Annotated in this window: 26 protein-coding genes; 7 read left to right on the plus strand and 19 right to left on the minus strand. The window is 62.6% G+C overall.

All coding sequences use genetic code 11. The annotated features are described in order from the left end of the window. Positions 1-12 precede the first annotated feature (12 nt). The 4 genes from cydB to BM046_RS08960 all read right to left on the minus strand — a co-directional run bounded on the left by cydB (position 13) and on the right by BM046_RS08960 (position 3,637). Positions 13-1,014, minus strand: a complete 1,002-nt coding sequence (gene cydB / locus BM046_RS08945) for a cytochrome d ubiquinol oxidase subunit II (RefSeq protein ID WP_090538763.1) — start codon at positions 1,012-1,014, stop codon at positions 13-15. Further along, positions 1,001-2,416 carry a cytochrome ubiquinol oxidase subunit I gene (locus BM046_RS08950; RefSeq protein WP_090538764.1) on the minus strand — a complete coding sequence of 472 codons (1,416 nt, stop codon included), beginning with the start codon at positions 2,414-2,416 and terminating at the stop codon, positions 1,001-1,003. The genes cydB and BM046_RS08950 overlap by 14 nt, the downstream gene beginning before the upstream one ends. Before the next feature lie 145 nt (positions 2,417-2,561). Beyond that, positions 2,562-3,281 (minus strand): LrgB family protein, encoded by a 720-nt coding sequence (locus BM046_RS08955; protein WP_090538765.1) that lies wholly within the window; start codon positions 3,279-3,281, stop codon positions 2,562-2,564. Continuing rightward, positions 3,278-3,637 carry a CidA/LrgA family protein gene (locus tag BM046_RS08960; RefSeq protein ID WP_090538954.1) on the minus strand — a complete coding sequence of 120 codons (360 nt, stop codon included), beginning with the start codon at positions 3,635-3,637 and terminating at the stop codon, positions 3,278-3,280. Before BM046_RS08960 ends, BM046_RS08955 begins: the two co-directional genes overlap by 4 nt. Positions 3,638-3,810: 173 nt before the next feature. Here BM046_RS08960 and BM046_RS08965 point away from each other — a divergent pair, with 173 nt between their 5' ends. Continuing rightward, entirely contained in the window at positions 3,811-4,203 is a 393-nt protein-coding gene (locus tag BM046_RS08965; protein WP_090538766.1) for a globin, read from the plus strand. 60 nt (positions 4,204-4,263) lie between these two features. Then, complete coding sequence (locus BM046_RS08970) at positions 4,264-5,037, plus strand: outer membrane protein OmpK (protein ID WP_090538767.1); 774 nt, start codon at positions 4,264-4,266, stop codon at positions 5,035-5,037. Positions 5,038-5,075: 38 nt separating this feature from the next. Here BM046_RS08970 and BM046_RS08975 read toward each other — a convergent pair whose 3' ends face one another. Continuing rightward, positions 5,076-5,255 carry a hypothetical protein gene (locus BM046_RS08975; protein WP_090538768.1) on the minus strand — a complete coding sequence of 60 codons (180 nt, stop codon included), beginning with the start codon at positions 5,253-5,255 and terminating at the stop codon, positions 5,076-5,078. Between the two features lie 101 nt (positions 5,256-5,356). After that, a complete protein-coding gene (locus tag BM046_RS08980; protein ID WP_090538769.1) occupies positions 5,357-6,772 on the minus strand; it encodes a YdgA family protein in 1,416 nt (471 codons plus the stop codon). 147 nt (positions 6,773-6,919) lie between these two features. Between BM046_RS08980 and BM046_RS08985 the strand changes: the two genes are divergently transcribed. Next, the gene (locus BM046_RS08985; protein WP_090538770.1) at positions 6,920-7,810 is read left to right on the plus strand and encodes a carboxylate/amino acid/amine transporter; all 891 of its coding nucleotides are present in this window, start codon (positions 6,920-6,922) and stop codon (positions 7,808-7,810) included. Here BM046_RS08985 and BM046_RS16635 read toward each other — a convergent pair. Then, positions 7,782-7,868: a small membrane protein YohP gene (locus BM046_RS16635; protein ID WP_455429307.1), complete on the minus strand. Its 87-nt coding sequence runs from the start codon at positions 7,866-7,868 to the stop codon at positions 7,782-7,784. The two genes, BM046_RS08985 and BM046_RS16635, sit on opposite strands and share 29 nt — an antisense overlap. Positions 7,869-8,047: 179 nt before the next feature. On the opposite strand from BM046_RS16635, the gene BM046_RS08990 reads away from it, so the two are divergent. Next, a complete protein-coding gene (locus BM046_RS08990) occupies positions 8,048-8,905 on the plus strand; it encodes an acyl-CoA thioesterase (protein WP_090538771.1) in 858 nt (285 codons plus the stop codon). 12 nt (positions 8,906-8,917) lie between these two features. Here the strand turns inward: BM046_RS08990 and benD are convergent, their stop codons facing one another. From benD to BM046_RS09025, 7 genes are all read right to left on the minus strand, one after another. Next, positions 8,918-9,697 carry a benzoate diol dehydrogenase BenD gene (benD, locus tag BM046_RS08995; RefSeq protein ID WP_090538772.1) on the minus strand — a complete coding sequence of 260 codons (780 nt, stop codon included), beginning with the start codon at positions 9,695-9,697 and terminating at the stop codon, positions 8,918-8,920. Continuing rightward, complete coding sequence (benC, locus tag BM046_RS09000) at positions 9,694-10,716, minus strand: benzoate 1,2-dioxygenase electron transfer component BenC (protein WP_090538773.1); 1,023 nt, start codon at positions 10,714-10,716, stop codon at positions 9,694-9,696. The genes benD and benC overlap by 4 nt, the downstream gene beginning before the upstream one ends. A 31-nt stretch (positions 10,717-10,747) precedes the next feature. Continuing rightward, positions 10,748-11,239, minus strand: a complete 492-nt coding sequence (benB, locus tag BM046_RS09005; RefSeq protein WP_090538774.1) for a benzoate 1,2-dioxygenase small subunit — start codon at positions 11,237-11,239, stop codon at positions 10,748-10,750. Continuing rightward, the gene (locus BM046_RS09010) at positions 11,236-12,612 is read right to left on the minus strand and encodes a Rieske 2Fe-2S domain-containing protein (protein WP_090538775.1); all 1,377 of its coding nucleotides are present in this window, start codon (positions 12,610-12,612) and stop codon (positions 11,236-11,238) included. Before BM046_RS09010 ends, benB begins: the two co-directional genes overlap by 4 nt. Before the next feature lie 23 nt (positions 12,613-12,635). Further along, the gene (catA, locus tag BM046_RS09015) at positions 12,636-13,577 is read right to left on the minus strand and encodes a catechol 1,2-dioxygenase (protein WP_090538776.1); all 942 of its coding nucleotides are present in this window, start codon (positions 13,575-13,577) and stop codon (positions 12,636-12,638) included. 108 nt (positions 13,578-13,685) lie between these two features. Beyond that, complete coding sequence (gene catC, locus BM046_RS09020; protein ID WP_090538777.1) at positions 13,686-13,976, minus strand: muconolactone Delta-isomerase; 291 nt, start codon at positions 13,974-13,976, stop codon at positions 13,686-13,688. Positions 13,977-13,988: 12 nt separating this feature from the next. Continuing rightward, positions 13,989-15,107 carry a muconate/chloromuconate family cycloisomerase gene (locus BM046_RS09025; protein WP_090538778.1) on the minus strand — a complete coding sequence of 373 codons (1,119 nt, stop codon included), beginning with the start codon at positions 15,105-15,107 and terminating at the stop codon, positions 13,989-13,991. A gap of 107 nt (positions 15,108-15,214) precedes the next feature. Between BM046_RS09025 and BM046_RS09030 the strand changes: the two genes are divergently transcribed. Next, entirely contained in the window at positions 15,215-16,117 is a 903-nt protein-coding gene (locus BM046_RS09030) for a LysR family transcriptional regulator (protein WP_090538779.1), read from the plus strand. Positions 16,118-16,246: 129 nt separating this feature from the next. Then, positions 16,247-17,038, plus strand: a complete 792-nt coding sequence (locus BM046_RS09035; protein WP_090538780.1) for an alpha/beta fold hydrolase — start codon at positions 16,247-16,249, stop codon at positions 17,036-17,038. Between the two features lie 129 nt (positions 17,039-17,167). Here BM046_RS09035 and BM046_RS09040 read toward each other — a convergent pair whose 3' ends face one another. From BM046_RS09040 to BM046_RS09055, 4 genes are all read right to left on the minus strand, one after another. Next, the gene (locus BM046_RS09040) at positions 17,168-17,965 is read right to left on the minus strand and encodes an HNH endonuclease (protein WP_218150025.1); all 798 of its coding nucleotides are present in this window, start codon (positions 17,963-17,965) and stop codon (positions 17,168-17,170) included. A 175-nt stretch (positions 17,966-18,140) separates the two neighbouring features. Then, on the minus strand, positions 18,141-19,343 hold the full coding sequence (gene pcaF, locus BM046_RS09045) for a 3-oxoadipyl-CoA thiolase (protein ID WP_090538782.1): 1,203 nt from the start codon (positions 19,341-19,343) through the stop codon (positions 18,141-18,143). Between the two features lie 10 nt (positions 19,344-19,353). Further along, positions 19,354-20,121 (minus strand): CoA-transferase subunit beta, encoded by a 768-nt coding sequence (locus BM046_RS09050; protein ID WP_235818615.1) that lies wholly within the window; start codon positions 20,119-20,121, stop codon positions 19,354-19,356. Positions 20,122-20,128: 7 nt separating this feature from the next. Further along, positions 20,129-20,944 (minus strand): CoA transferase subunit A, encoded by an 816-nt coding sequence (locus BM046_RS09055; protein ID WP_090538784.1) that lies wholly within the window; start codon positions 20,942-20,944, stop codon positions 20,129-20,131. A 133-nt stretch (positions 20,945-21,077) separates the two neighbouring features. Here BM046_RS09055 and BM046_RS09060 point away from each other — a divergent pair, with 133 nt between their 5' ends. Then, positions 21,078-21,911 (plus strand): IclR family transcriptional regulator domain-containing protein, encoded by an 834-nt coding sequence (locus tag BM046_RS09060; RefSeq protein ID WP_090538956.1) that lies wholly within the window; start codon positions 21,078-21,080, stop codon positions 21,909-21,911. Positions 21,912-21,920: 9 nt separating this feature from the next. Here BM046_RS09060 and BM046_RS09065 read toward each other — a convergent pair whose 3' ends face one another. Beyond that, positions 21,921-23,360 (minus strand): methyl-accepting chemotaxis protein, encoded by a 1,440-nt coding sequence (locus BM046_RS09065; protein ID WP_090538785.1) that lies wholly within the window; start codon positions 23,358-23,360, stop codon positions 21,921-21,923. Between the last annotated feature and the right edge of the window lie 23 nt (positions 23,361-23,383).

The raw sequence follows: 23,383 nt of genomic DNA on the forward strand, positions 1-23,383 counted from the left end.
TGGCGGCCATCCTCAGTGGTAACCCTCGCCGGCACGCACCTTGCCGCGGAATACCCAGTAGGTCCAGGCGGTATAGGCGAGGATGACGGGAATCACGAAGAGCACGCCGATCAGCAGGAACAGCTGCGACCCCGGGGCGGAGGCGGCGTCCCACAGGGTGTAGTTCGGCGGCACCACATAGGGCCACTTGGTCACCAGCAGACCGAAGTAGGTGAAAGCGAACATTGCCATGGTCGCCATGAAGGGAGTCGCGTGATGCTGGCGGTGCACCCCGCGCCACACCAGCCAGGCGCTCAGCAGTGCCAGCGCCGGGAAGATCCAGATCAGCCGGATAACGCTGAACCAGCGCTCGAAGGCGGACGGGTCCACCAGCGGTGTCCACACGCTGACCGCGGCAAATACCCCCAGCACCACCAGCAGCAGCCAGGGCGCCAGGCGCCGCACCCACTGCTGGATGTAGCCCTCGGTCTTCAGCACCAGCCAGGTACTGCCCAAAAGCGCATAACCGGCCACCAGACCCAGGCCGGTGAGCACGGTAAAGGGACTCAGCCAGTCCAGCGGCCCACCGACATAGCGCCCATCCACCGTGTTGAAGCCTTCGATATAGGCACCTACCACCGCACCCTGGGCAAAGGCCGCCACCATGGAGCCTCCGGCAAAGGCCCAGTTCCACAGGTTGCGCGAGCGCTCGGCCTTGAAGCGGAACTCGAAGGCCACGCCACGGAAGATGAGCCCGGCCAGCATCAGGAACACACCGATGTAGAGGGCCGGCAGCAAGACCGAATAGACCAGCGGGAAGGCCGCCAGCAGTCCGGCGCCACCGAGGATCAGCCAGGTCTCGTTGCCATCCCATACCGGTGCCACGGAGTTCATCATCACGTCCCGGGCGTCCTCGTCCGGCGCGAAGGGAAACAGGATACCCACGCCCAGATCGAAGCCATCCATGAGCACGTACATCATGATGCCGAAGGCGATGATGATCGCCCAGATGATGGTCAGGTCAATGCCGTGCATGGCCGTGGCCTCCTTCTTCGATACTCACATGGCTGGCCGACAGCGGGCGCTTGGGCCGCTCGATATCGTGCACCTCCTCGGGCCAGTCGATACTCTCGATGCCGGCGCGCAGCACCCGCATCAGGTAGTAGATGCCGGCACTGAAGATCACGGCATAGACCAGTACATAGCCGATCAGGGTAAAGAGCACCATGCCACCGGTCAGCGAGGGTGTGAGCCCCTCGCTGTGGCTCATCTGCCCGTAGACCACCCAGGGGAAACGGCCGACCTCGGTAACAACCCAGCCGCAGAGCACAGCGACAAAGGGCGTGAAGGCCATCAGCCGCAGTACGTTGAGAAACACCGGCTGCTGCCAGTAACGCCCACCGCGCCGCAGCAGCAGCCCGACCAGTGCGCAGCCGATCATCAGCATGCCTATGCCGACCATGATGCGAAAGGCCCAGAACACGATCCACACCGGGGGGCGCTCCTCCGGCGCCACTTCCTTCAGCCCCAGCACCTCGCCGTCCCAGTCATGGGTCAGGATCAGGCTGCCCAGGCGCGGAATACCCACCTCCATATGGTTGCGCTCGGCCTCCTGATCGGGAATGGCGAACAGCAGCAACGGCATGCCGCGGGTGGTCTCCCAGTTGCCTTCCATGGCGGCGATCTTGATCGGTTGATGCTCCATGGTATTGAGCCCGTGAAAGTCGCCGATCACCGCCTGGGCCGGAGCACCGATAAGGATCAGCCAGAGGCACATGGACAGCGCCCGCCGGTTGGCGTCGACCTCGCGACCGGTCAGCAGATACCAGGCACTGACCCCGGCCACCACGAAGGAGCCGGTCAGGAAGGACGCCAGCACCATATGGGTGAATCGATAGGGGAAGGAGGGATTGAAGATCGCCTGCCCCCAACTGGTCACGCCGAATATGCCATCCACCAGCTCGGTGCCCTCCGGCGTGTGCATCCAGCTGTTGGCCGCCAGAATCCAGAAAGAGGAGATGAAGGTGCCCAGTGCCACCATGCAGGCGGCGAACAGGTGCATGCCCGGCGGCACCTTGTTGCGCCCGAACAGCAGCACACCGAGAAAGGCCGCCTCCAGGAAGAAGGCCGTCACCACCTCATAGCTGAGCAGCGGTCCGATGAAGTTGGCCGCCGCATAGGAGAAGTTGCTCCAGTTGGTGCCGAACTGGAAGGACATGACGATGCCCGACACCACGCCCATGGCAAAGGCCACGGCGAATACCTGAATCCAGAACTGGGACAGGCGGCTCCAGGCGGGGTTGCCGGTGCGGAACGCCAGCATCTCGAGGAAGGCGATAAAAGTGGCCAGCCCGATGGTGAACACCGGGAAAATGGCATGAAAACACACCACGAAGGCAAACTGCAGACGGGATAGCAGCAGCGGATCCAGTTCCATCTATGCAACTCCTGACGGGCTGTCGTGCCGGATGCCGACTCGGCCCGGCACGCTGTGGGAGTGACGAATGCATAGAGTCTGACAGGGGATGGCAGGAGGTGTTCCCGGCATTTACCGGGAACAGGCCAGGCAGGTCAAAAGCGAATCAGAGCATCAGCCACAGGGTCACGGCCAGCGGCAGCAGCAGCGCGGTACCTATGCCCATCAGGCTCATGGCCAGCGCAGCGAAGGCCCCGGTTTCCTCGCTCTCCTCCAGCGCCCGGGAGGTGCCCACGGCATGGGCAGCCAGGCCCAGCGCCATGCCCCGGGCCGACGGCAGGGTAACCCCGGTGACGCTCAGCAACCAGGGGCCCATCAGGGCACCGAGAACCGCGGTGTACATGACGAAGCCGGCGGCCAGTGCCGCCATGCCGCCCAACTGGTCCGCCACCACCATGGCGATGGGCGTGGTCAGGGACTTGGGGGCCAGGGTCATCAGCATCGGGAAGTCCGCCCCAAGCAGCCAGGCCAGCAGAATGGTCAGCACGGTGACGAACACACCGCCCACCAGCAGACTGATCATCACCGGCCAGAAGTACTGCCGGATGCGCCGCAGGTTGTGGTACAGCGGCACACCCAGCGCCACAGTGGCAGGCGCCAGCAGCATGGTCAGCGGAAACACCGCATCGCGATAGGCGGGGTATTCCAGGCCGAGCAGCCACAGTGCGGGGATCAGCAGGGCAATGGCGACAATCAGCGGGTGCAGCAGCGCCATGCGGGTGCGCTCGTACAATGCCTGCCCCAGCTGGTAGACACCCAGGGTCAGCCCGATAAGGAACAGTGGGTGTGCCACCACCGCCGACCAGGCGGCCATCAATGCGTTCATGCCTCCTCCCGGCGCGCCTGGCGCTTGATCAGGTACTGCATCAGATGCCCGGTCAGCGGCACCACCAGGATGAAGGAGACCGTCAGGCTGACCAGAATGGCAGCAGCATCCGCAGCAATCTCGCTGCCGTACATCATGATCCCGGTAGCGGGCGGCGTCAGCAGCAGGGGCAGAAAGCGCAACAGGCCGCCTGAGGCAGTCTCGATGGACTCGCTCACCTGTCCACGCAGGCGGAGAAACAGCACCAGCAGCACCATGCCGATGATGGCACTGGGCAGAAAAGGCAGGAACAGCACATTCAGAGCGGTACCGATCAACTGGAACAGGATCAGCCAGCTCAACCCCTTGATCAACAACATCAACTCCCCTCACATCTCGTGCGGCGCACCATTTTCGCATGCGCGCCGACTTTGCGGTATCCTGCGCGTCCTTGCGACAAACCATACCACCGTTGCCCCCGCTGCGGCAGCGGATTCCAACAGACCGCCCCTGATGGCCTCTGTCATTAGCGGGCAATATGGAACAGGCCATGACGGACGAGAATCTGGTATTTCAGAGCTATGGGCGCTGCTGCGCCAAACCCGAGTTTTTCGATGATTTCTACCGCACCTTCCTGGCCAGCTCGCCTGAAGTAGCGGAAAAGTTCACCCACACCGACATGGTGGCGCAGAAACAGCTGCTGCGCGCCGGGATTCTCAACCTGGTGCTCTATGCACGCGGCCTGCCGCCAACCAAGCTGCAGGCGCTGGCCGAATCCCACTCCCGCCACCGTCTGGACATCAAACCCCACCTGTACACCTACTGGGTCAATGCGTTGCTGGATACCATCCGCCGGCACGATCCGGAAATGGACGAAGCGGGCATCCGCGCCTGGGACCGGGTCCTGACCAAGGGCGTGGAGGTGATCAGAGGCGGTTACTGACAGCCGGGGCAAGGCAGTTTAATATGGCGCGCTTCGTCAACCCTGCACCCGGATAGCACCATGCGCACATTGATCAAGGGCGCCGTAGCCGCCAGCCTCGCGCTGGCCTCGAGCCTGGCCACCGCTTCCCCCCTGCTCTGGCAGGACAACAGTCTCACCTACCTGTACGGCAAGGACTTCGAAGTCGACCCGCCCATTCAGCAGGCCGTCACCTTCGAGCACGTCAGCGGCTGGAGCTTCGGCGACCTGTTCCTGTTCGTGGACAGCATCCACTACAACGGCGCGCGGGATGCCGCCGGCAACAACAGCACCTGGTACGGCGAGATCGCTCCGCGTCTGTCCTTCGGCAAGATCAGTGGTCGCGAAATCAAGTTCGGCCCCATCACCGACGTGCTGCTGGCCGGCACCTACGAGCGCGGCCGTGGTGACATCAAGAACTACCTGCTCGGCCCGGGCTTCGACCTGGCGGTACCCGGCTTCGACTACCTGCAGCTGAACACCTACTACCGCCACTCCGACTCGCCGAGCGACGTACGCAGCTCCTGGCAGATCACCCCGGTGTGGGCCATCACCCTGCCGGCCGGCCGCTCCGACATCCTGATCGATGGCTACATCGACTGGATCGTGGATAACGACGGCGACGGCAAGCACGCCAACCTGCACTTCAACCCGCAGGTAAAATACGATCTGGGCAAGGCGATGGGCTGGAAAGCCAAGCAGCTGTACGCCGGTATCGAGTACAGCTATTGGAAGAACAAGTACGGAATCAAGGACAGTTCGGCCTTCGAGACCGATCAGAACGTCACCAACCTGCTGGTCAAGGTGCACTTCTGATGGAGGGGGAGCTGCTCCGGGCGGAGCAGCTCCTGCTTTCAGGTCAGGGACACCGCATCAATGATGCGCGCCGCAATGGTCACCAGCACGACAATGGCGCCCGCCATCATCACCGCGATTCCCCACCCCTTGTCCCGAAAGTTGAAGCCTATACCCAATAGTACAAACCCCAGCACCAGAAGCCCCAGCATCAGGTGCAGCTCATCAATAGGACTCATCTCTTTCCTTAATGGTCAAGCGGACCGCGACTGCCTGACGGGTCCATCGCGATCCATGTTAACCGCCTGCCATCAAGGTGCCAAGGCAAGCCGGCAGGGCCTTACTGCAACCCCTTCATCCCACTCAGCAGCCCGGCCAGGGCAGAAGGCTCGATCGCCTGGCCATTGAGCTTGAGAGAGCCGCCGGCATAACTCAGCTGGGTAAGGATGTTATCCCCCTCCACCCGACCGATCTGCAGCATCTCCGCCATACCCGAGACCATCTCGGCCATCATCTGCGCTTCCTGCTCCAGAGTCGCCGCATCGGTGCCAGGCTGGAACAGCGCCTTGTGCCGAACCATGTCCATCAGCATGGGCTTGGACAGGACCAACCTGGCCTCCAGACTGCCGATCAACTCCGGCAGCAGCGCTTCGGGCGGCAACTGCAGCGACGAGGGACGCCCCAGCTCCACGGCGAGACTCAGACGGCTCTCGCCATTGGTGGTGCGGATGGAAAAGTCATCCAGGGACAATCTGGGGAAGCCGTCCAGCAGACGTTCCAGGGATGCCTGGAACTGCTCTTCCAGAGCCTTGGTATCGTCCGGAACGCCGCCCAATGCTGCACTGTTGTACATCCCGGCCAGGTCCACCATGGCCTGCGGATCGATGCGGCTCAGGGTCCAGCCCATGTGCATTGAGCCAAGCTTGGTGGTGCCGTAATTGACCGAGCCAATGCGGTAATCCAGCTCGAGGTTGGCACCGTCCTCCTTCAAGGTGGACACGTCCGACTGCACCAGGCCATTGAGCACCACCGCCGGCTCACCTTCGATCACTATGGACAGCTGATCCAGCTCCACCTGCCCCGTGCCCAGATAAAGGCCGGACGCATCACGCTGACGATCCAGTTCGAAGTCCACCCCGGCCAGCCCCACCCGCGCGCCGCCCTGCAGCTCCAGTGAATCCACCCGGCCATGCACCTTGATGCTCTCACCGGCGGTATCGGTGCGGAATACGGCAGACAGGCCGGAGAAAGACCCGGTAACCTCATCTGTGCTCCAGCTCATCGGCGCCAGCTGCAATTCACCGTCCACGCCATTGGCGTAACCGATGCTGCTGGCCACCGTCAGCGGAGAACGTCCGGCACTGGCGGCGAAGAGCCCGGCCAGTTGTTCGCTCGGCTCCAGCTGAGCATGGCTGGTAGCCATGACCGGCAGAAGCTTGAGAGAGGTGAGACGGGACAGCGGCCAGGGTCCGTGCTCGATATGATCGCTGATGAGCAGCTCCAGCGGCGGCTCATCAGCATCATCCGCCACCAGCACCAGGCGGTAACGGGCATCACTGCTGAATATCCCCCGCTGGAGGCTGACCAGCTCCAGCGCCAGGTCGGTATCGGGCAGCTGATCCTTCAGCTGCTGATTGGCCCGCACGATATTGTCCTGAATAACAGTTTCCATCCGGGTCCCGGTAAACCAGGCACCCGCGCTCCCTGCGGCAGCCAGAACCACCAGCGCGGTGGCGGCAATCCCTGCTCTGTTCATGATGCTTCCTTAGTTGAATTGAGGTCAGCCGCTGCCCAGCGGCCAGCCACCAAATCTGCCACAGATACCAGCAAATTGCATCCGTCTGCAGGGGCCCATTATCATCGTGCCCCACGGCCACGCCTGCCCGTCCATCGAAGGTCAATCATGTTTTATCTCATCGCCGTCACCCTGCTCTGGGCCATCTCCTTCAGCCTGATCGGCGAGTATCTCGCCGGCCAGGTGGACAGCTACTTTGCCGTGCTTACCCGTATCCTGCTGGCCTGCCTGCTGTTCCTGCCGCTGCTGCGGCCCCGCCGCCTGCCACGACACATGGCCGGCGGCCTTCTGCTGGTCGGCGCACTGCAGTTCGGCATCACCTACATCTGCCTGTACCTGTCCTTCGAGCTTCTGAGCGTCCCGGAGGTGTTGCTGTTCACCATCTTCACCCCCCTGTACGTCGCGCTGATCGACAACGCACTGCGACGCCACTTCAGTATCGGCCCGGTCGTGGCCACCCTGCTGGCCGTGCTGGGGGCGGCCATCATCCGTTACGACGGCATCAGCGAAGCCTACATCAAGGGTTTTCTGCTGCTGCAACTGGCCAACCTGGCATTCGCCGCCGGCCAGGTCGGTTATGCACACCTGATACGCCGCAGCGGCGCGACTGTCAGCCAGCAATGGGCGGGATTCGGGCTGTTCTTCATAGGTGCACTGGTGGTGGTACTGCCGGCCTGGCTGCTGCTCGGCGATCCGGCACGGATGCCGGCCACGGCACTGCAATGGGGAGTACTCGGCTGGCTGGGGCTGGTGGCTTCGGGGCTGGGCTTCTTCTTCTGGAACCGGGGTGCCACACAGGTGGACGCCGGCACTCTGGGCATCATGAACAACGCCCTGATTCCGGCAGGCCTGCTGGTCAACCTGTTGATCTGGAACCAGCAGGCCGACCTGCTGAGACTGGGTCTCGGCGGCGCCGTGATCGGCCTGTCACTCTGGCTGAATCTGCGCTGGGATCAGTGGCTGGCCCGCATCAGAAGATCAGCATCAACAGACCTATAATGACGATCAGGCCCACCAGAAAGATAAAACCTGCGGTACTGGCAAGAAACTTGAGCATATCGAACTCCTGTCTATCGAGCGTGTAAGGATTCGACTCTGCGCCGCCCGCCGCGGTTCAGCCTTTTGTGCGCCCCATGGCACCGCAATGGCCCTGTATTTACCCCGTTGATGACGTTTGCCTGGCAGCTGCCAACCTTGGATGCTTCACTGGCAACCTCCTGATACACCGAGCTCACAATGACAACGACAGCAGACAACACCGATTTCAGTTGCACCCTCTCACCGCGCTTCACCGACCTGGACAACTGGCGCCACGTGAACAACTCGCGCCTCTATCAACTGCACCAGGAAGCGCGCATGCGCCTGCAACTGGATTGTCTGGGCAAAAACAGCTGGTATTCCGATGACGTACGCCTGCGCCCGCTGCGCAGCAACACCCAGTTCCGCCAGGAAACCTTCTACGGTGAAGACATCCAGGCCACAGTCAGGGTCGTCAGCGTCGCCCGGGACCAGTTCCGCCTGCTCAGTACCCTGTATCAGAACGGCCGTCTGGTCGGCACCCAGGACGTCACCATGGGCGCCACGGCCCAGAGCCATCGGGTCGATCTGCCCACCGCCACCTTCGAGCAACTGGCCGCCCGCCTCTCTGCCGAGCCGGCCCCCGAGCTGGATGAACCCAGCTACCTGGATCACCTCCATCACATACACAACTTCCCGGTGCACCAGCAGCTCACACCGCGGTTTGCCGATGTCGACGCCGACAGTCAACGCAGCGAGGCCGCCCTGGCCCGCTACATGGAACAGGCCCGCTTCGGCGGCATCCGCCAGCTCGACTTCGATGGGTTGAGAGTCATGGTCGCGGCAGTGGATATCAGCTTTACCGACTACCACATGAGCTGGACACCGGTGGAACTGGCCTCCGGCATCAGCCACATCGGCAACAGCTCCTTCCGCTTCACCGGTTGTGCTCTGCACAAGGGCGAGATCCAGGTAGCCGCCTCCAGTGTCATGGTAGTGATAGACCCGGCCACCAGCCGCCCTGCCCCCCTGCCGCGTAGTCTGCGTGAGCAGCTGGAGGGGTGGTTCATCGGCTGAGGGGGAACGAATTCAGCCCTGATCCCCGCCCGCCACCGGCAGTATGGTGCCGGTGATATAGCTGGCCGCATCCGAGGCCAGAAACAGGATGGGCTCGGCCTGTTCATCCAGGGTGCCGTAGCGGTGCATGAAGCTGGTCGCATTCGTCTGGTCGACCAGCGTCTGGTACCACTGCCGCTCCCGCTCACCCTGCTCCTCCGTGTTGCGCGGAATCAGTCGGGGCGGGGCTTCGGTGCCGCCGGGGGCAGTCGCGTTCACGCGGATGCCCTGTTCGGCATACTCGAAGGCCAGGTTCACCGTCAGTCCGTTCACCCCGGCCTTGGCCGCGCCATAGGGCACGCGCATCAGCCCGCGGGTGGCTACCGAGGAGACGTTGACGATGGCGCCCTTCTGCTGCTCGACCATGTACGGCAATACCGCCCGGCAGCACCACAGGGTGGGAAACAGCGAGCGCTGGATTTCCTTCTGGATCTGCTCGGGCTGATAGTGCTCGTAGGGCTGGGCCCAGATGGTGCCCCCCACGTTGTTGATCAGCACATCGATGCGGCCGTATTCCTTATAAGCCGCAGCCATGATGCTTTCGGCCCCTTCCCAGGTTTCCAGATCGGCCTGCAGCGCCAGCACCTCCATGCCCTGGCGGCGCAGAGCCACAGCCACATCGTGGACATGCTCTGAGATGTCGACCAGCACCAGTCGGCCGCCCTCGGCACCGGCCAGTTCGGCTACCCGCTTGCCTATGCCCTGGGCGGCCCCGGTGATAACCATCACCTTGCCGCTGAAGCGGGGAGTCATGCTGCCTCCTCGGTCGCCACGCTGGGGGTGAAGCGTTCGTAGTGGAAGGACGCCGGCTCGATGCCTTCCTGGCGGAAGAAGCCCAGCACCGCATCAACCATGGGCGGCGGGCCGCACAGGTAGACGTCCACGTCGCCATCGTTGATCGGCGCATCTTCCATGTGGTTGGTGACGTAGCCAGTACGCGGGTGCCCGCTTTCCGCATTGGCCACCACCGTCTTGAAGGTGAAGTTCTCGATCTCTGCGGCATAGGCTTCCAGCGCCTCGACCGCTACCAGGTCTTCATCATTGGTCACGCCGTAGATCAGGTGAACCGGCTGGCTGCTGCCGCTGGCCTTGAGGTGCTCCAGCATGGACAGGAAGGGCGCCAGACCGGTGCCACCGGCCAGCATCAGCAGCGGACGGCCCACCGGGCGCAGGTAGAAGATGCCCATCGGGCCGGCCAGCGTGACCTTGTCACCGGTCTTGGCCTGACCGACCAGCCAGGAGCTCATCAGCCCGCCCGGCACGTTGCGGATCAGGAAGCTCAATTCCCGACTGCCAGGGCGCGAGCTGAAGGAGTACGCGCGGGTTTCGCTGGTGCCGGGTACGGTGATGTTCACGTACTGGCCGGGCAGGAAGGCGATATCCGCATCGGCGGTGATCTTCAGCTCGATCGCCGAGGGCGAGATCAGGTTGACCTCGCTGACCGTGCCTGTGGTTTCCAGCTGCCCGGTCTTGCACAGGGTCGAGGCCGCCGGAATGCTCACCACGCAATCACTTGAAGGCACCATCTGACAGGTCAGGATCATGCCCTGCTCCGCCTCGTCCTCGGTCAGGGCCTCTTCGATATAGTCATCGCCCAGCTCATAGCTGCCCTGCTGGCAGGCACCCTTGCAGGTGCCGCAGACGCCATCGGAACAGTCCATCGGCAGGTTGATCTGATTGCGATAAGCCGCGTCCAGTACGGTCTCGCCTTCGTTGCAGTTGATGAAGCGGGTCACGCCGTCTTCAAAGTTCAGTGCAATGTTGTAGCTCATGTCAGTGGCTCCTGATCGGTACGCCCGCCCATCACAGGTGGTAGATATCAATCACCTGGTTGATGTAATCGTTATTCAGAATGACCTTCTTCTCGGTGATCACCGGCTGTTCACCGCTGGTATCCAGCGTCAGGAAAGCGGTACCGAAGAACATCTGGGTCTTGTGATAACGATGGCTGTTGGTCTGCCAGTTGTAGCGCAGCTTCACCATGCTCCCCTCCTGCTCGAGAATCTCGATGTTGGCACGCAGATGGGTGGTGCGCGGCTCCGGCATGGAGCTGGCACCGGAGCGCTCGGTCTTGATGCGGTACACCCGATCCTCCAACCCGGCACGGTTGGGGTAGTAGATCAGCGACAGCTCGGTCTGCGGGTCCTCGGTAAGGGTGTCCTCATCGTCCCAGCAGGGCATCCAGTAGGTGGCGTCCTCGTGGTAGCAGGTCAGCCACTCGTCCCAACGGCGATCATCCAGCAGGCGCGCTTCACGGAAGATGAACTGCTGGATCTGTTCGAAATTCATGCTCATGCCGACGCCTCCTCGCTGCTCAGCGCAATGAACCGTGCCCGCTCGCTCTCGACCGCGCGCAGCATTTCATCCACCCAGTGCTGATGGTGGGTCACGTACAGGCCTTCGTCTTCCGGCTTGGCGCCGCTGAGCAGCGGGTTCATGCCGATGGCCTTTGCGGCTTCGTCGGGCCCTTCGATCCAGTGGGTCGCACCGCGGCTCATGTCGTTCCAGCGCAGGCCTTCAGCCTGGTAGCCTTCCTGACAGGCGCGGAATTCCTCCAGGTCATCCGGCGTGCCCATGCCGCTGACGTTGAAGAAATCCTCGTACTGACGGATGCGCTTGGCACGCAGCTCGGGGGCCTCGCCCTTCGGCGCCCAGCAGAAGATGGTGATCTCGGTCTTGGTCGGCGAAATCGGACGCAGCACGCGAATCTGGGTGGAGAACTGGTCCATCAGATAGGCGTTGGGATACAGGCACAGGTTGCGGGTAGTGTTGACGATATTGTCAGCACGGGCCTCACCGAGCTTCTCCTTCAGACGCTCGTGGTGGGCGTAGATCGGCCGCACCTCGGGGTTCTTCAGCTGGGTCCACAACAGCATGTGGCCGTTCTCGAAGGAGTAGAAGCCGCCGTCGCCGGACCAGCCCTTGGCGTCGACCGCCGCGGTGCCGCCCTTCTCATAGTTGCGCTGGCCCATGGTGGACAGGTAGTTCCAGTGCACCGTGCCCACGTGGTAGCCGTCGGCGCCGTTCTCGGCGGTCAGCTTCCAGTTGCCGTCGTAGGTGTAGGTCGAGGTGCCGCGCAGCACCTCCAGTCCTTCCTCACACTGGTCGACGATCTGGTCGATGATCCGCGCGCTCTCGCCCAGATACTCTTCCAGCGAGGACACGTCGGCGTTCAGGCTGCCGAACAGGAAGCCACGGTAGCTCTCGAAGCGCGGCAGGCGCTTGAGGTCATGGGAGCCGTCGGTGTTGAACTGCTCCGGATAGCCGCCTTTCTTCTCATCCCGCGCCTTGAGCAGCTTGCCGTCGTTGCGGAAGGTCCAGCCGTGGAACGGGCAGGTGAAGGACGACTTGTTGCCCCGCTTCTTGCGGCACAGGGTGGCGCCACGGTGCGAACAGGTGTTGAGCAGCGCCTGCAGCTCCCCGTCCTTGGTGCGGGTGATCACCACCGGCTGACGCCCGACGGTCAGCGTGAAATAGTCACCGGGATTCGGTACCTGGCTCTCATGGGCCAGGAACACCCAGTTGCCTTCGAAGATGTATTTCATCTCCAGCTCGAACAGCTGCTCATCGGTGAACGCCCGGCGGTCGCCACGGTAGCGCCCGGTCTTCGGGTCGGCTTCCACCGCACCGCGGATCAGACTTTCGATTTGATCAAGTTGACGAGTCATGAGGGTAACTCCCCTTGTTGTTGTCAGGCGGTGGCTTCTTCCAGGGCACGCGGGCGGGCGTGACGGTCCTGCAGTTCGGCCTTGTCGGTGCGTACCAGCTCGATGTTGAACTCGACCTCGGTGATCGGACCGGTCACACCGAAGCGCGCGCCGTCAACGGACTGCTCTACCTTGTTGGCTTCCACCACCAACTCGTCGCGGGTAGCAAAGGCGAAGTCGTCGTAGGTGTACTCGTCACCGGCCAGGTTGATCTGGGTAGTCAGATGCTTGTGGCCGGGCGCTTCCACGAAATAGTGGATGTGCGCCGGACGGCGGCCGTGACGGCCGAGCAGGTCGAGCAGGCGCTGGGTGGGACCGTCCGGCGGGCAGCCATAGCCGGCGGGGATGATGGACTGGGCGAAGTAGCGGCCGTCCGCATCGGTCTTGATGCGGCGGCGCAGGTTGTAGTCGCTCTGCGACTTGTCGAAGTAGGAGTAACCGCCGTGGGCGTTGGCATGCCAGATGTCGACGATGGCGTTGGCGATCGGATTGCCCTCGGTGTCAGTTACCCGGCCCTTGATCAGCATGGGCTCGGAGGTGGTGTCGGTACCGTCGTCCATACGCGCAAAACCTTCGCACAGCGGCGCGCCGGCAACGAACAGCGGGCCCTCAATGGTGCGCGGGGTACCACCGGCCAGGCCGGCGGCCTCGTCCTCGGCATCCATGCGGATATCCAGGTACTTGTCCATACCCAGACCGGGCGCCAGCAGCGCCGCCTCATTGTTCTTGCCCAGCTGGCTGACATAGTCGACGGCGGTCCAGAACTCCTCCGGAGTCACGTCAAAGTCCTCGATCAGCTGGAAGATATTGCTCATGAAGCGGTGAACGATCTTCTTGGTGCGCGCATCGCCACCTTCGGTGTGCAGGCCTGCAACCTTGTGCAGCAGTTCTTTTACTTCTTCGGTGTGCATGGTCTTGACGGTCATGATTTTTTCCTCGTGCTTGTTCTTGTCCGGATCACGTCTCTTGAGCTCGCAATCTCATCAGGGGTTGCGGTGCCACTTGCCCACTGGCACCTGAGGTGCCGCCTGGCCTCAGCGGTCGTCCTCGTGGATGGACGAAGGGTGGCGACACAGCGGCGCAACCCTGATGTCCATGTAGGGGAACAGCGGCAGATTGCTGATCAGGTCCTGCAGTTCTGCGTTGTCTGCCACATCAAAAATGCTTACGTTGGCGTAGCTGCCGGCCACCCGCCACAGGTGGCGCCACTTGCCCTGGCGCTGCAGGTCCTGGGCATAGGCCTTCTCCCGTGCCTTGATTTCGTTGATGACGTCCGCATCGATGTCGTGCGGGATGTTCACTTTCATCTCAACCTTGAACAGCATGGATACTTCTCCTTACTTGCGGCGGTATTCAGCCAGCTTGTCTTCATCGATCTCGACGCCCAGCCCCGGGCCGGTCGGCAGATCAACACCGTTTTCGTGGTATTTGAGCGGTTGCACCACGATGTCGTCCTTCATCAGCAGCGGGCCGAACATCTCGGTGCCCCACTGCAGGTGATCCAGGGTCGCCCAGGCGTGCAACGACGCGGCAGTACCGATGGTGCCTTCCAGCAAGGTGCCGCCGTACAGGCCGATGCCCGCCGCCTGGGCCACTGCCGCCTGCTCCAGCGCGCGCAGCGGGCCGCCGGCCTTGGCGATCTTCATCGCCACCGCACCGCTGAAGCCTTCGGCGGCCAGCTTGTACATATCGGTGGCATCGGCCACGGCTTCGTCGGCCAGGATCGGGATATGGAATTTCGCGGACAGCCGCGCCAGCGCAGCAAAGTCCTTCATGGGCGTGGGCTGCTCGACCAGATCGATACCAGCCGCCTGCAGCTCGGCCATGCCGCGCGCAGCGGTCGACTCGTCCCAGGCCTGGTTGACGTCAACCCGCACGCTGGCTTCGTCGCCCACCGCCGCCTTGATCGCAGCAACGTGGCGCACGTCATCCATCAAGGGGCGCGAGCCGATCTTGAGTTTGAAATCGCAGTGCCGGCGTGCGGCGATCAGCGTCCTGGCCTCGTCGATATCGCGCTCGGTATCACCACTGGCCAGGGTCCAGAGCACCGGCAGGTGCTGTCGCACAGCGCCACCAAACAGCTCTGCCAGGGGGCGATTCAGGCGCTTGCCCATGAGATCCAGCAGCGCGGTTTCGATGGCGGACTTGGCGAGATTGTTGCCACGCACACTACGACCAAGGTCTACCCTCAGGGTATTGATGTTGGCCGCCGGCTTGCCGAGCAACTGTGGTGTGAAGTAGGTGTCGATGGTAAGTTTGACGCTCTCGGGGCTCTCCGGACCGTAGGCCAGACCGCCGATAGTGGTCGCCTCGCCGAGCCCTTCAAAACCGTCCGAGTCCTTGATGCGTACGATGACCATGCTCTGTAAGCCCATGGTAGTCATCGAAAGCTTGTGCGGCCGGATGGTCGGAATATCCACCAGAACGGCTTCGATGGACTGGATGGTGGCGGTCATTAGGCTCTCCGGAATCGGTAATAATGAAACTGTGATTCCGACGATATGAAGTTTTTGTTACGCCGACCAATATTGAATAAGTAGGCAGCGATACCCTGGAGGTATTGATGGAACTCAGACACCTGCGTTATTTCGTCGCAGTCGCGGAACAGCGCAACTTCACCCGAGCGGCAGAAAAGCTGTTCATCGCCCAGCCACCACTGACCAGAGCGATAAAACAGCTGGAAGAAGAGATCGGCGTGGAACTGTTCATCCGCAAGGCTAGAGGTCTGGAGCTGACCTCGGGAGGCATCTATTTTCTTGCCCACGCCCAGCAGATACTCGACAAGGTAGAAACCACGGTAGCCGATACCCGTCGTATCGCCCTGAACCGCAAGACCATCTTCTCCATCGGCTTCGTGCCCTCGGTGTTCTATGGCCAATTGCCCAACATGGTCCGCCGGCTGCGGCAGAACAAGAATCTGGAAATCATCCTGCGTGAGCTGAAGACCCGGGAACAGGTTGAAGCCTTGAAGACAGGAAAGATCGACATAGGTTTTGGCCGCGTCACCATCGACGACCCTGAGGTGGAGCAGGAGAAGCTGTTCGACGAACCGCTGATCGCCGCGCTGCCTGCCAACCACCCCCTTACCGCCCGGCCACCGAGCATGAAGGAACTGGCAGAGGTCAACATGATCGCCTTCCCGGCCACAGCCGGACCCAACTTCGCGGATCTGACCCAGGGCCTGTTCCGCCGGCGCGGACTGCGGCTCAACGTGATACAGCAGGTCAACGACCTGCAGACCGCCCTCTCTCTGGTCGCCTCGGACATGGGTTTCACCCTGGTGCCGGAACAGGTACGGCGGTTGCAGCGGGAGAACGTGGAGTACATGCCACTGGCCGATGACAACATCACGGTGCCGGTGCTGGCCTCGCGCCGGGCCGGAGAGAATCCCAACGCCATCATGCGACTGACCAACACCATCCTCGCCGAACTGGTAGACAACCGCAAAAGAGGCCTCTATCCATGATCATCAAGGTCGCCCGTGGTCCGTTCGCCCGGACTATGCTTGACGCGGTGAAATGGCCACCGCAAAATGTTCGCCAATAGAACACATATTCGCATTGCGAACATAAGCCGCCAAATCGAGGGTGAAACGATGACATTCTGCATGCACAAGGGCCGTACCATCAGCTACCGCCTGCTGGGGCAACCCACGAAACCCCTGCTGGTACTCGCCCATCCGCTGGGCATGACCCAGGGAATCTGGGATGAAATGCTGCCCGCCCTGCTGGAAGAGTTTCAGGTACTGACCTGGGACCTGCCCGGTCATGGCGCCAGCAGCGCCTGGCCCGAAGACAACGGCGCCATCGAAGCCGAAGACCTGGCTCAGGAAGCCATCACCCTCGCCAGCCGCGCCGGTGCGGAGAAATTCCATTTTGCCGGCACCTCCATCGGCGGCGTCATCGGCCAGCAACTGCTGAGCCAGCACGCTGACAAGCTGCTGTCCGCCACCCTGACCAACACCGGTCCGGTGATCGGCACCCCGGATGGCTGGCAGCAACGCTCCGCTGCCGTCATGGAACAGGGACTGCAAGCCATGGCCGAAGGCATAGTGCCGCGCTGGTTCGGCCCCGCTGCCTGCGAGCAGAACCCCGCCCTGGTCGACGGCTGGCGCGTCCAGCTCGGCCGCACCGACAAGCGCAGCTACGCCCTTCTGTGCGAAATGCTCGGCCGCTGCAACTTCACTGAAGCCTTCAAGGGCAAAAGCCTGCCCAAGGTAACAGTGATCGCCGGCACCGACGACGTCGCCACCCCGCCCTCAGCCCTGGAAGCCCTGTCCAGCGCACTCGGCGTGGCTGCACCGCTGGTCTGGGAAAACGTCGGTCACGTACCGGCGGTTGAGTGCCCGGAGAAGATGATTGCAGTGCTGAACGCACTGGCAAACTAACTGCCAGACGTTGTGGCAGTCCGCGTGTAGACTGCTACAACGAACCGGCTACCCAATTGGACGCATACTTTCCGCTCCGCGCATGTGGAAGCTGCGCCCCTCGGCGCAGCTTTCCAGCAGCACTCCGACTTAACCTAGGAAGATTCGCTCTCGGTGTAACTGCATCAAATCGGAGTCGGGCATGAACCGCTCAGGTAGTTCTATTCTTTGGCCTTCAACGGACTGAAAATGTTGTTGCAGGGGTGGCTTAGGTTCTTTCAGCGCCGTAGACAGCACCACGCGCCAGTCCTCATCTAGGGTGATCAGCCCTTGGTCAAAAGCACGATCATAGAGTGCGGACAAACATAGGCCGTTGCGAGGGTTTAGGCGATTCGCTTTATCTTGGCCCCAGGGGACAATATGACTGGCCAGCAGCAAACGCGGTTCTGACAGGCCTGTAATACAGCAACGGTCGTGATAGCTGGATAGTACGGTTCGGCGGAAGAATGTCTGGCCTATACGTTGCTGGACAAGCTGAGCACGGGTTTGTCCGGTGAAGTCCGCCACCGGGTTCTCGACTTCCAGGTCGTTGTCGGTAGCTGGGTCGCCGAGCGCTTGACGGATACGATTAGCCTCCAGCACAAGCCCTTCCCAGTCCGCATGGAACTGGTCCCATACAGCTCGATCCAGTTTCGATGCACCGCTCAATCCTTTGCGGCCCGATGCGGTGATCACGGGGTCTAAGCTGGCGAAGTTGACGAGCTTCATCGCTACAGCCGACGGACTGCGCTCAATGAGGTTGGCCAGGGCGATAACCTCGGGGTTGCCTCGGTGCAGGCGCCCGAACGGCAACTGGCAGTAGAGATGAAATGCTAGTTTGACCTGCTCGGGTGTCCAATCCTTCCTTGCCATTGCTAATCCTTTATCTCTGCCAACGAATGTCTGCATGGTACTACTGCTTCGCAGCAACACAGAACTGGCGTAGCTCAGGCGCGCTACACCCCGACGGTCGGTGAGTCGAAAGGATCGGTATTTCAATGCCCAGTCCGGGACTGAATGGTTTTTGAATGGGCATTGGAATGCCGACAACAGAGCGCCCTGTGAGCGCTCTGTGCCGTGAGACTTATACCCGCTCGATGAGCATGGCGATGCCCTGGCCTACACCTACACACATGGTGCACAGGGCGTAGCGGCCGCCGGTGCGCTGCAGTTGCAGGGCGGCGGTCATCAGCAGGCGGGCGCCGGACATGCCCAGCGGGTGGCCCAGGGCGATGGCGCCGCCGTTGGGGTTGACCCGGGCGTCGTCGTCCTTGACACCCAGTTCGCGCATGACGGCCAGACCCTGGGCGGCGAAGGCTTCGTTCAGTTCGATGACGTCGATCTGATCGATGGTCAGCCCCTGCTTGTCCAGCAGCTTGCGTACTGCCGGTACCGGGCCGATGCCCATGATGCGCGGCTCGACGCCGGCGGTGGCCATGCCGAGGATCCTGGCGACCGGCTTGAGGCCGTGTTTCTGCACTGCATCGGCACTGGCGACCAGCATGGCGGCGGCGCCGTCGTTGACGCCGGAGGCGTTGCCGGCGGTAACGCTGCCGTTTTCACGGAAGGGGGCGGGCAGCGCGGCCAGTTTCTCCAGGGTGGAGGCGCGGGGGTGCTCGTCCTTGTCGAAAATCAGCGGCTCCTGCTTGCGACGCGGGATCTCGATGGCGACGATTTCCTCGGCGAAGATGCCGGCGGCCTGAGCCTTGGCAGTCTTTTCCTGGGAACGCAGGGCGAACAGGTCCTGGTCTTCACGGGAGATGTTGAACTGTTCGGCAACGTTCTCGGCGGTCTCCGGCATGGAGTCGATGCCGTACTGCTTCTTCATCAGCGGGTTGACGAAGCGCCAGCCGATGGTGGTGTCCTCGATCTTCTGCCCGCGGGAGAAGACGCTGTCGGCCTTGCCCATGACGTAGGGCGCGCGGGACATGGATTCCACGCCACCGGCCAGTACCAGATCCATTTCCCCGGCGCGGATGGCGCGGAAGGCGGTACCGACCGCGTCCATGCCGGAGCCGCACAGGCGGTTCATGGTGGTGCCCGGTACGCTGGTCGGCAGGCCTGCCAACAGTGCGGACATACGCGCGACGTTGCGGTTGTCCTCACCGGCCTGGTTGGCGCAGCCCATGATCACTTCTTCGATGGCTTCGGGGTTGAGTTCCGGCGACTGGGCCAGCACGGCCTCGAATACCCGGGCAGCCAGGTCGTCGGGGCGTACGCTGGCGAGCGTACCGCCGAAGCGTCCGATGGCGGTGCGTTTGGGGTTGCAAATGAATACGTCTGTCATGTCGGTGTCCTCAGTTGCCGGCGTGGTGGGCGTCGGTGCGGGCCTTGAGCTCACGCAGCACGGTCAGCTCCTCGTCGGTCGGCTCGGGTGTGGTTTCCAGCTGCTCGGCGAAGCGGATTTCCCAGCCGGTGGCCTCGATGACCTGCTCGCGGGTCACGCCCGGGTGCAGCGAGGTGACGACCAGCTCTTTGGTCTCCGGGTCCGGCTTGAGGATGCACAGGTCGGTGATGACCACGGTCGGGCCACGGCCGATGTTCGGCACATTGTCCCGGGCCTTGCCATCGCGACCGAAGCCGACGGTGGTGATGAAATCCACGTCCTTCACGAAGGTGCGCTTGGAGTGCTTGACGGTGATGAACACTTCCTTGGCGTTGGTGGCGATCTCCGGTGCGCCGCCGCCGCCGGGCAGACGGACCTTGGGATTGCGGTAGTCACCGATCAGGGTGGTGTTGAGGTTGGCGTAACGGTCGATCTGGGCAGTGCCGAGGAAGCCGACGCTGATGTGACCGCCCTGCAGCCAGTACCGGAACATCTCCGGAACCGACACTGTGGTCAGGGCCGAGGAGCACAGCTCGCCATCACCGATTGACAGCGGCAGTACGTCCGGGGCGGTCTGCAGGGTACCGGATTCGTAGATCAGGGTGATGTCGGGAGCATGGGTCAGGCGCGCCAGGTTGGCTGCCTCGCTGGGCAGGCCGATACCGACGAAGCAGGTCATGTCGTTGGTAAGCGCCCGAGCGGCGGTGATGCTCATCATTTCCGAGGAGGTGAATTCAATAGTCATCTCAGGCAGCTCCTTTCTCGAATACGTTTTCTTGCAGCCAGGCCTGGAACAGCTCGCGATCACGGGCGATGGCGTCCCATTCCTTGTAGAAGGCGTTGTTGCGCTCGTAGTAACCCAGGGCGTAGGACGGTGCAGCGCCCCGCTCGGCGACGGCAATGGCGGTGATGGCCCAGGAGGGAATCACGCAGGCGTTAACCGAAGCACCCAGGTCATCAACGATCTCTTCCACGGTGACGATGCTGCGCTTGGCCGCCAGCACGGCTTCCTTCTGCACACCGACGATGCCTTCCACCAGCACGTTGCCCTTGCGGTCGGCGCGCTGGGCGTGGATCACGGTGACATCCGGGCGTACCGAGGGCACGGCGGCCAGGCGCTCACCGGTGAAAGGGCATTCGATGAATTTGATCTGGTCGTTGACCATCGGCAGGTCGCTGCCGATGTAGCCGCGCAGTACCGCCAGCGGCAGACCGGCCGCACCCGCCTCGTAGGCGTTGGCCATGGCGGCGTGGCTGTGCTCGACCAGCTCCAGCGGCTGCGGCCAGCCGGACTGAACGGCATCGCGCATGCGGTGCAGGGAGCCGACACCGGGGTTGCCGCCCCAGGAGAAGATCAGCTTCTTCGCGCAGCCGGCGCCGATCATCTGGTCGTAGACCAGGTCCGGGGTCATGCGGATCAGGGTCAGATCCCGCTTGCCCTGACGGATGATCTCGTGGCCGGCGGCGAAGGGAATCAGGTGGGTGAAGCCTTCCAGCGCGACGGTGTCGCCATCATTGATGAGGGTCTTCACCGCGTCCTTCAGAGAGAGAAATTCAGCCATCACATGTCTCCTGTAGCGACATCTTTTGTTCGTATTACGAACTTATGTTTTACATGCGAACATCATGACGCATATAATTTGTGCGCGTCAACTCCATCCTTTGGTCGAACGACCAAGGGAACTGATGTTCGCCATGCGAACAGTGGTAGGATTTCCGGGTAACTCAGGAGGCAGGACTCTGGATAACAAACTCAAACCCGGTGACCGGGACTATGTGGCGGCTCTGGCTTCGGGGCTGCAGGTGCTCACGGCGTTCGATGCCGAGCATTCACGGATGACCCTGACGGAAATGGCCGGCCGCACCGATATGGACAGGGCCAAGGCACGGCGCTTTCTGCTGACGCTCGAATCGCTGGGCTATGTAAGGCGAGACGGGCGCTACTTCGAGCTGACACCTCGCGTGCTTGAGCTCAGTCAGGCCTTCCAGTCATCCAACCAGTACCACACGGTGATTCAACACTACCTGCGGGACATTACCGAGGAGATTGGCGAGTCTTCCTCGCTGAGCGTGCTGGATGGGATAGAGGTGGTCTATGTGGTGCGTTCGGCGGCGCCGCACCGCCTGATGGCCATTACCCTGTCGGCGGGGACCCGTCTGCCGGCCGCCTATACCTCCATGGGCCGGGTTCTGCTCGCCCAACTGAGTGACAGCGAGCTGGAAGCACGGCTGCTGCAGATCGAGCCGCAGGCCCACACCCCGCAGTCACTGACCACCCGCGAGGAACTGCGCAAGGCGATTCTGCAGGCCCGCCGTCAGGGTTACTGCATCATCGATCAGGAGCTGGATCTGGGGCTGCGCTCGGTGGCCGCGCCGGTATTTGCCGGCAACGGGGATCTGCTGGGGGCAGTGAATATCAGTACCAACGCCGCCCGGGTGCCGATGGAAGTCCTGGAGCAGGACTACCTGCCGCGCCTGCAGCAGCTGGCTGCCACCGTGCAGAAGACGATACGTTCAGCGGCCGGCTGAGCCCGCGGCTCAACCGGCGATGCGCTGGTGCAGTTGACGTGACAGATCGGCCAGCCGCTCGCCCAGCTGGCTGAGCTCCTGCTGGGCATTGAGCAGCTCGCTGCTGGCCTGATGCTGCCGCTGGGTGGCGGCACGCTGCTGGGCACTGAATTCGCGCACATCCACCAGTTGCCCATGGGCCTGATCCAGCGCCTGCTTCTGCGCGGCTATCGACTCGGCCAGTTTGCGGGTCTGCTCCGCAGTGGTCAGCAGCGTGCTACCGGCGCTGGTCACCTGGGTGACGCCGGTATCGACGGTGCTGTGCGAGTCGCCCAGTACCTGCTGGACCCTGTCGGCGGTCTCGTTGCTGCGCAGCGACAGGCTGCGCACCTCGTCGGCCACCACGGCAAAGCCCCTTCCCTGCTCACCGGCCCGGGCCGCCTCGATGGCGGCATTGAGCGCCAGCAGGTTGGTCTGGTGGGCGATGGCGCTGATCATCTGCATGGATTCCTCGATCCGCTGATTACTCTGCTGGATCGCCTGCATGCTGTTTTCCGCTTCCTGCATCTGGCTGACGCAGTCCTCGATCTGTGAGCTGCTTACCGCAGTGTGCTGGTTCAACTCCTGCATCTGCGCGGTGGTGCGCGACAGCTGCTGCAGCACCTGATCGGCCAGATAATCCAGCTGCTGCATGGTCTCGGCCTGGGCACGGCTGTCCGCATCTATGGCTTCGCAGCGCTGGCGCACCCCCGCCAGGGTGCTTTCCAGCTGCCCGGCCATCTGCAGCAACTCACCGGCACTCAGGCGCACTTCATCGACCAGGGCGGCCAGCTGCTGCTCCTTGAGCTCGACCTGCCGCCCGGACTGCAACACTTCCTCGACCCCGCGCTCGGCCTCGGCCACCGCCATGTTGCGCTGACGGGCGTTGAACCACTGGGCTATCCACACGGTGATCATGGGCAGCAGGAAGCCGGACCAGGTGTTGATCATTTCTTCCCTGGGACTCAGCTCGAAGATCGGCAGCGCCGCGCCGCTGCGATCCAGCCAGATCAGCCAGCTCACGAAGATCACCGACACCGCCGCCCAGAACGCACCACTGCGGGGGCTGACCAGTACATAGGCGAGGACCACCAGCACCACGGGCCAGAAGATGTGTGCCGAATGCAGTCCGCCGAGCTGGTAGACCAGCTGCATCGCGTAACTGTAGAAGAACAGCAGCGCCAGATTGCCGACCAGCTCCAGACTCAGCCGACCGCTGCGCAATACCGCCACCACACCGATCATGCCCAGCCCGAGCACCAGCGACCCCATCACCAGGGGGCCGTTACCCAGGCGCGCCCACTTGATGCCGCTGTACAACGCAATGAGCAAACTGATTACCGCCGAGAAGGCGATGATGCGCGCCAGCATCAGCTGGGATGGCCGGTTGATGGAGGACGGGATCAACAGTCCCAGATAGCGTTGCAGCATGGTGCAGGATCCTCGGGTGGTCC

The organism is Halopseudomonas formosensis, from assembly GCF_900115905.1.
Lineage (GTDB): Bacteria > Pseudomonadota > Gammaproteobacteria > Pseudomonadales > Pseudomonadaceae > Halopseudomonas > Halopseudomonas formosensis.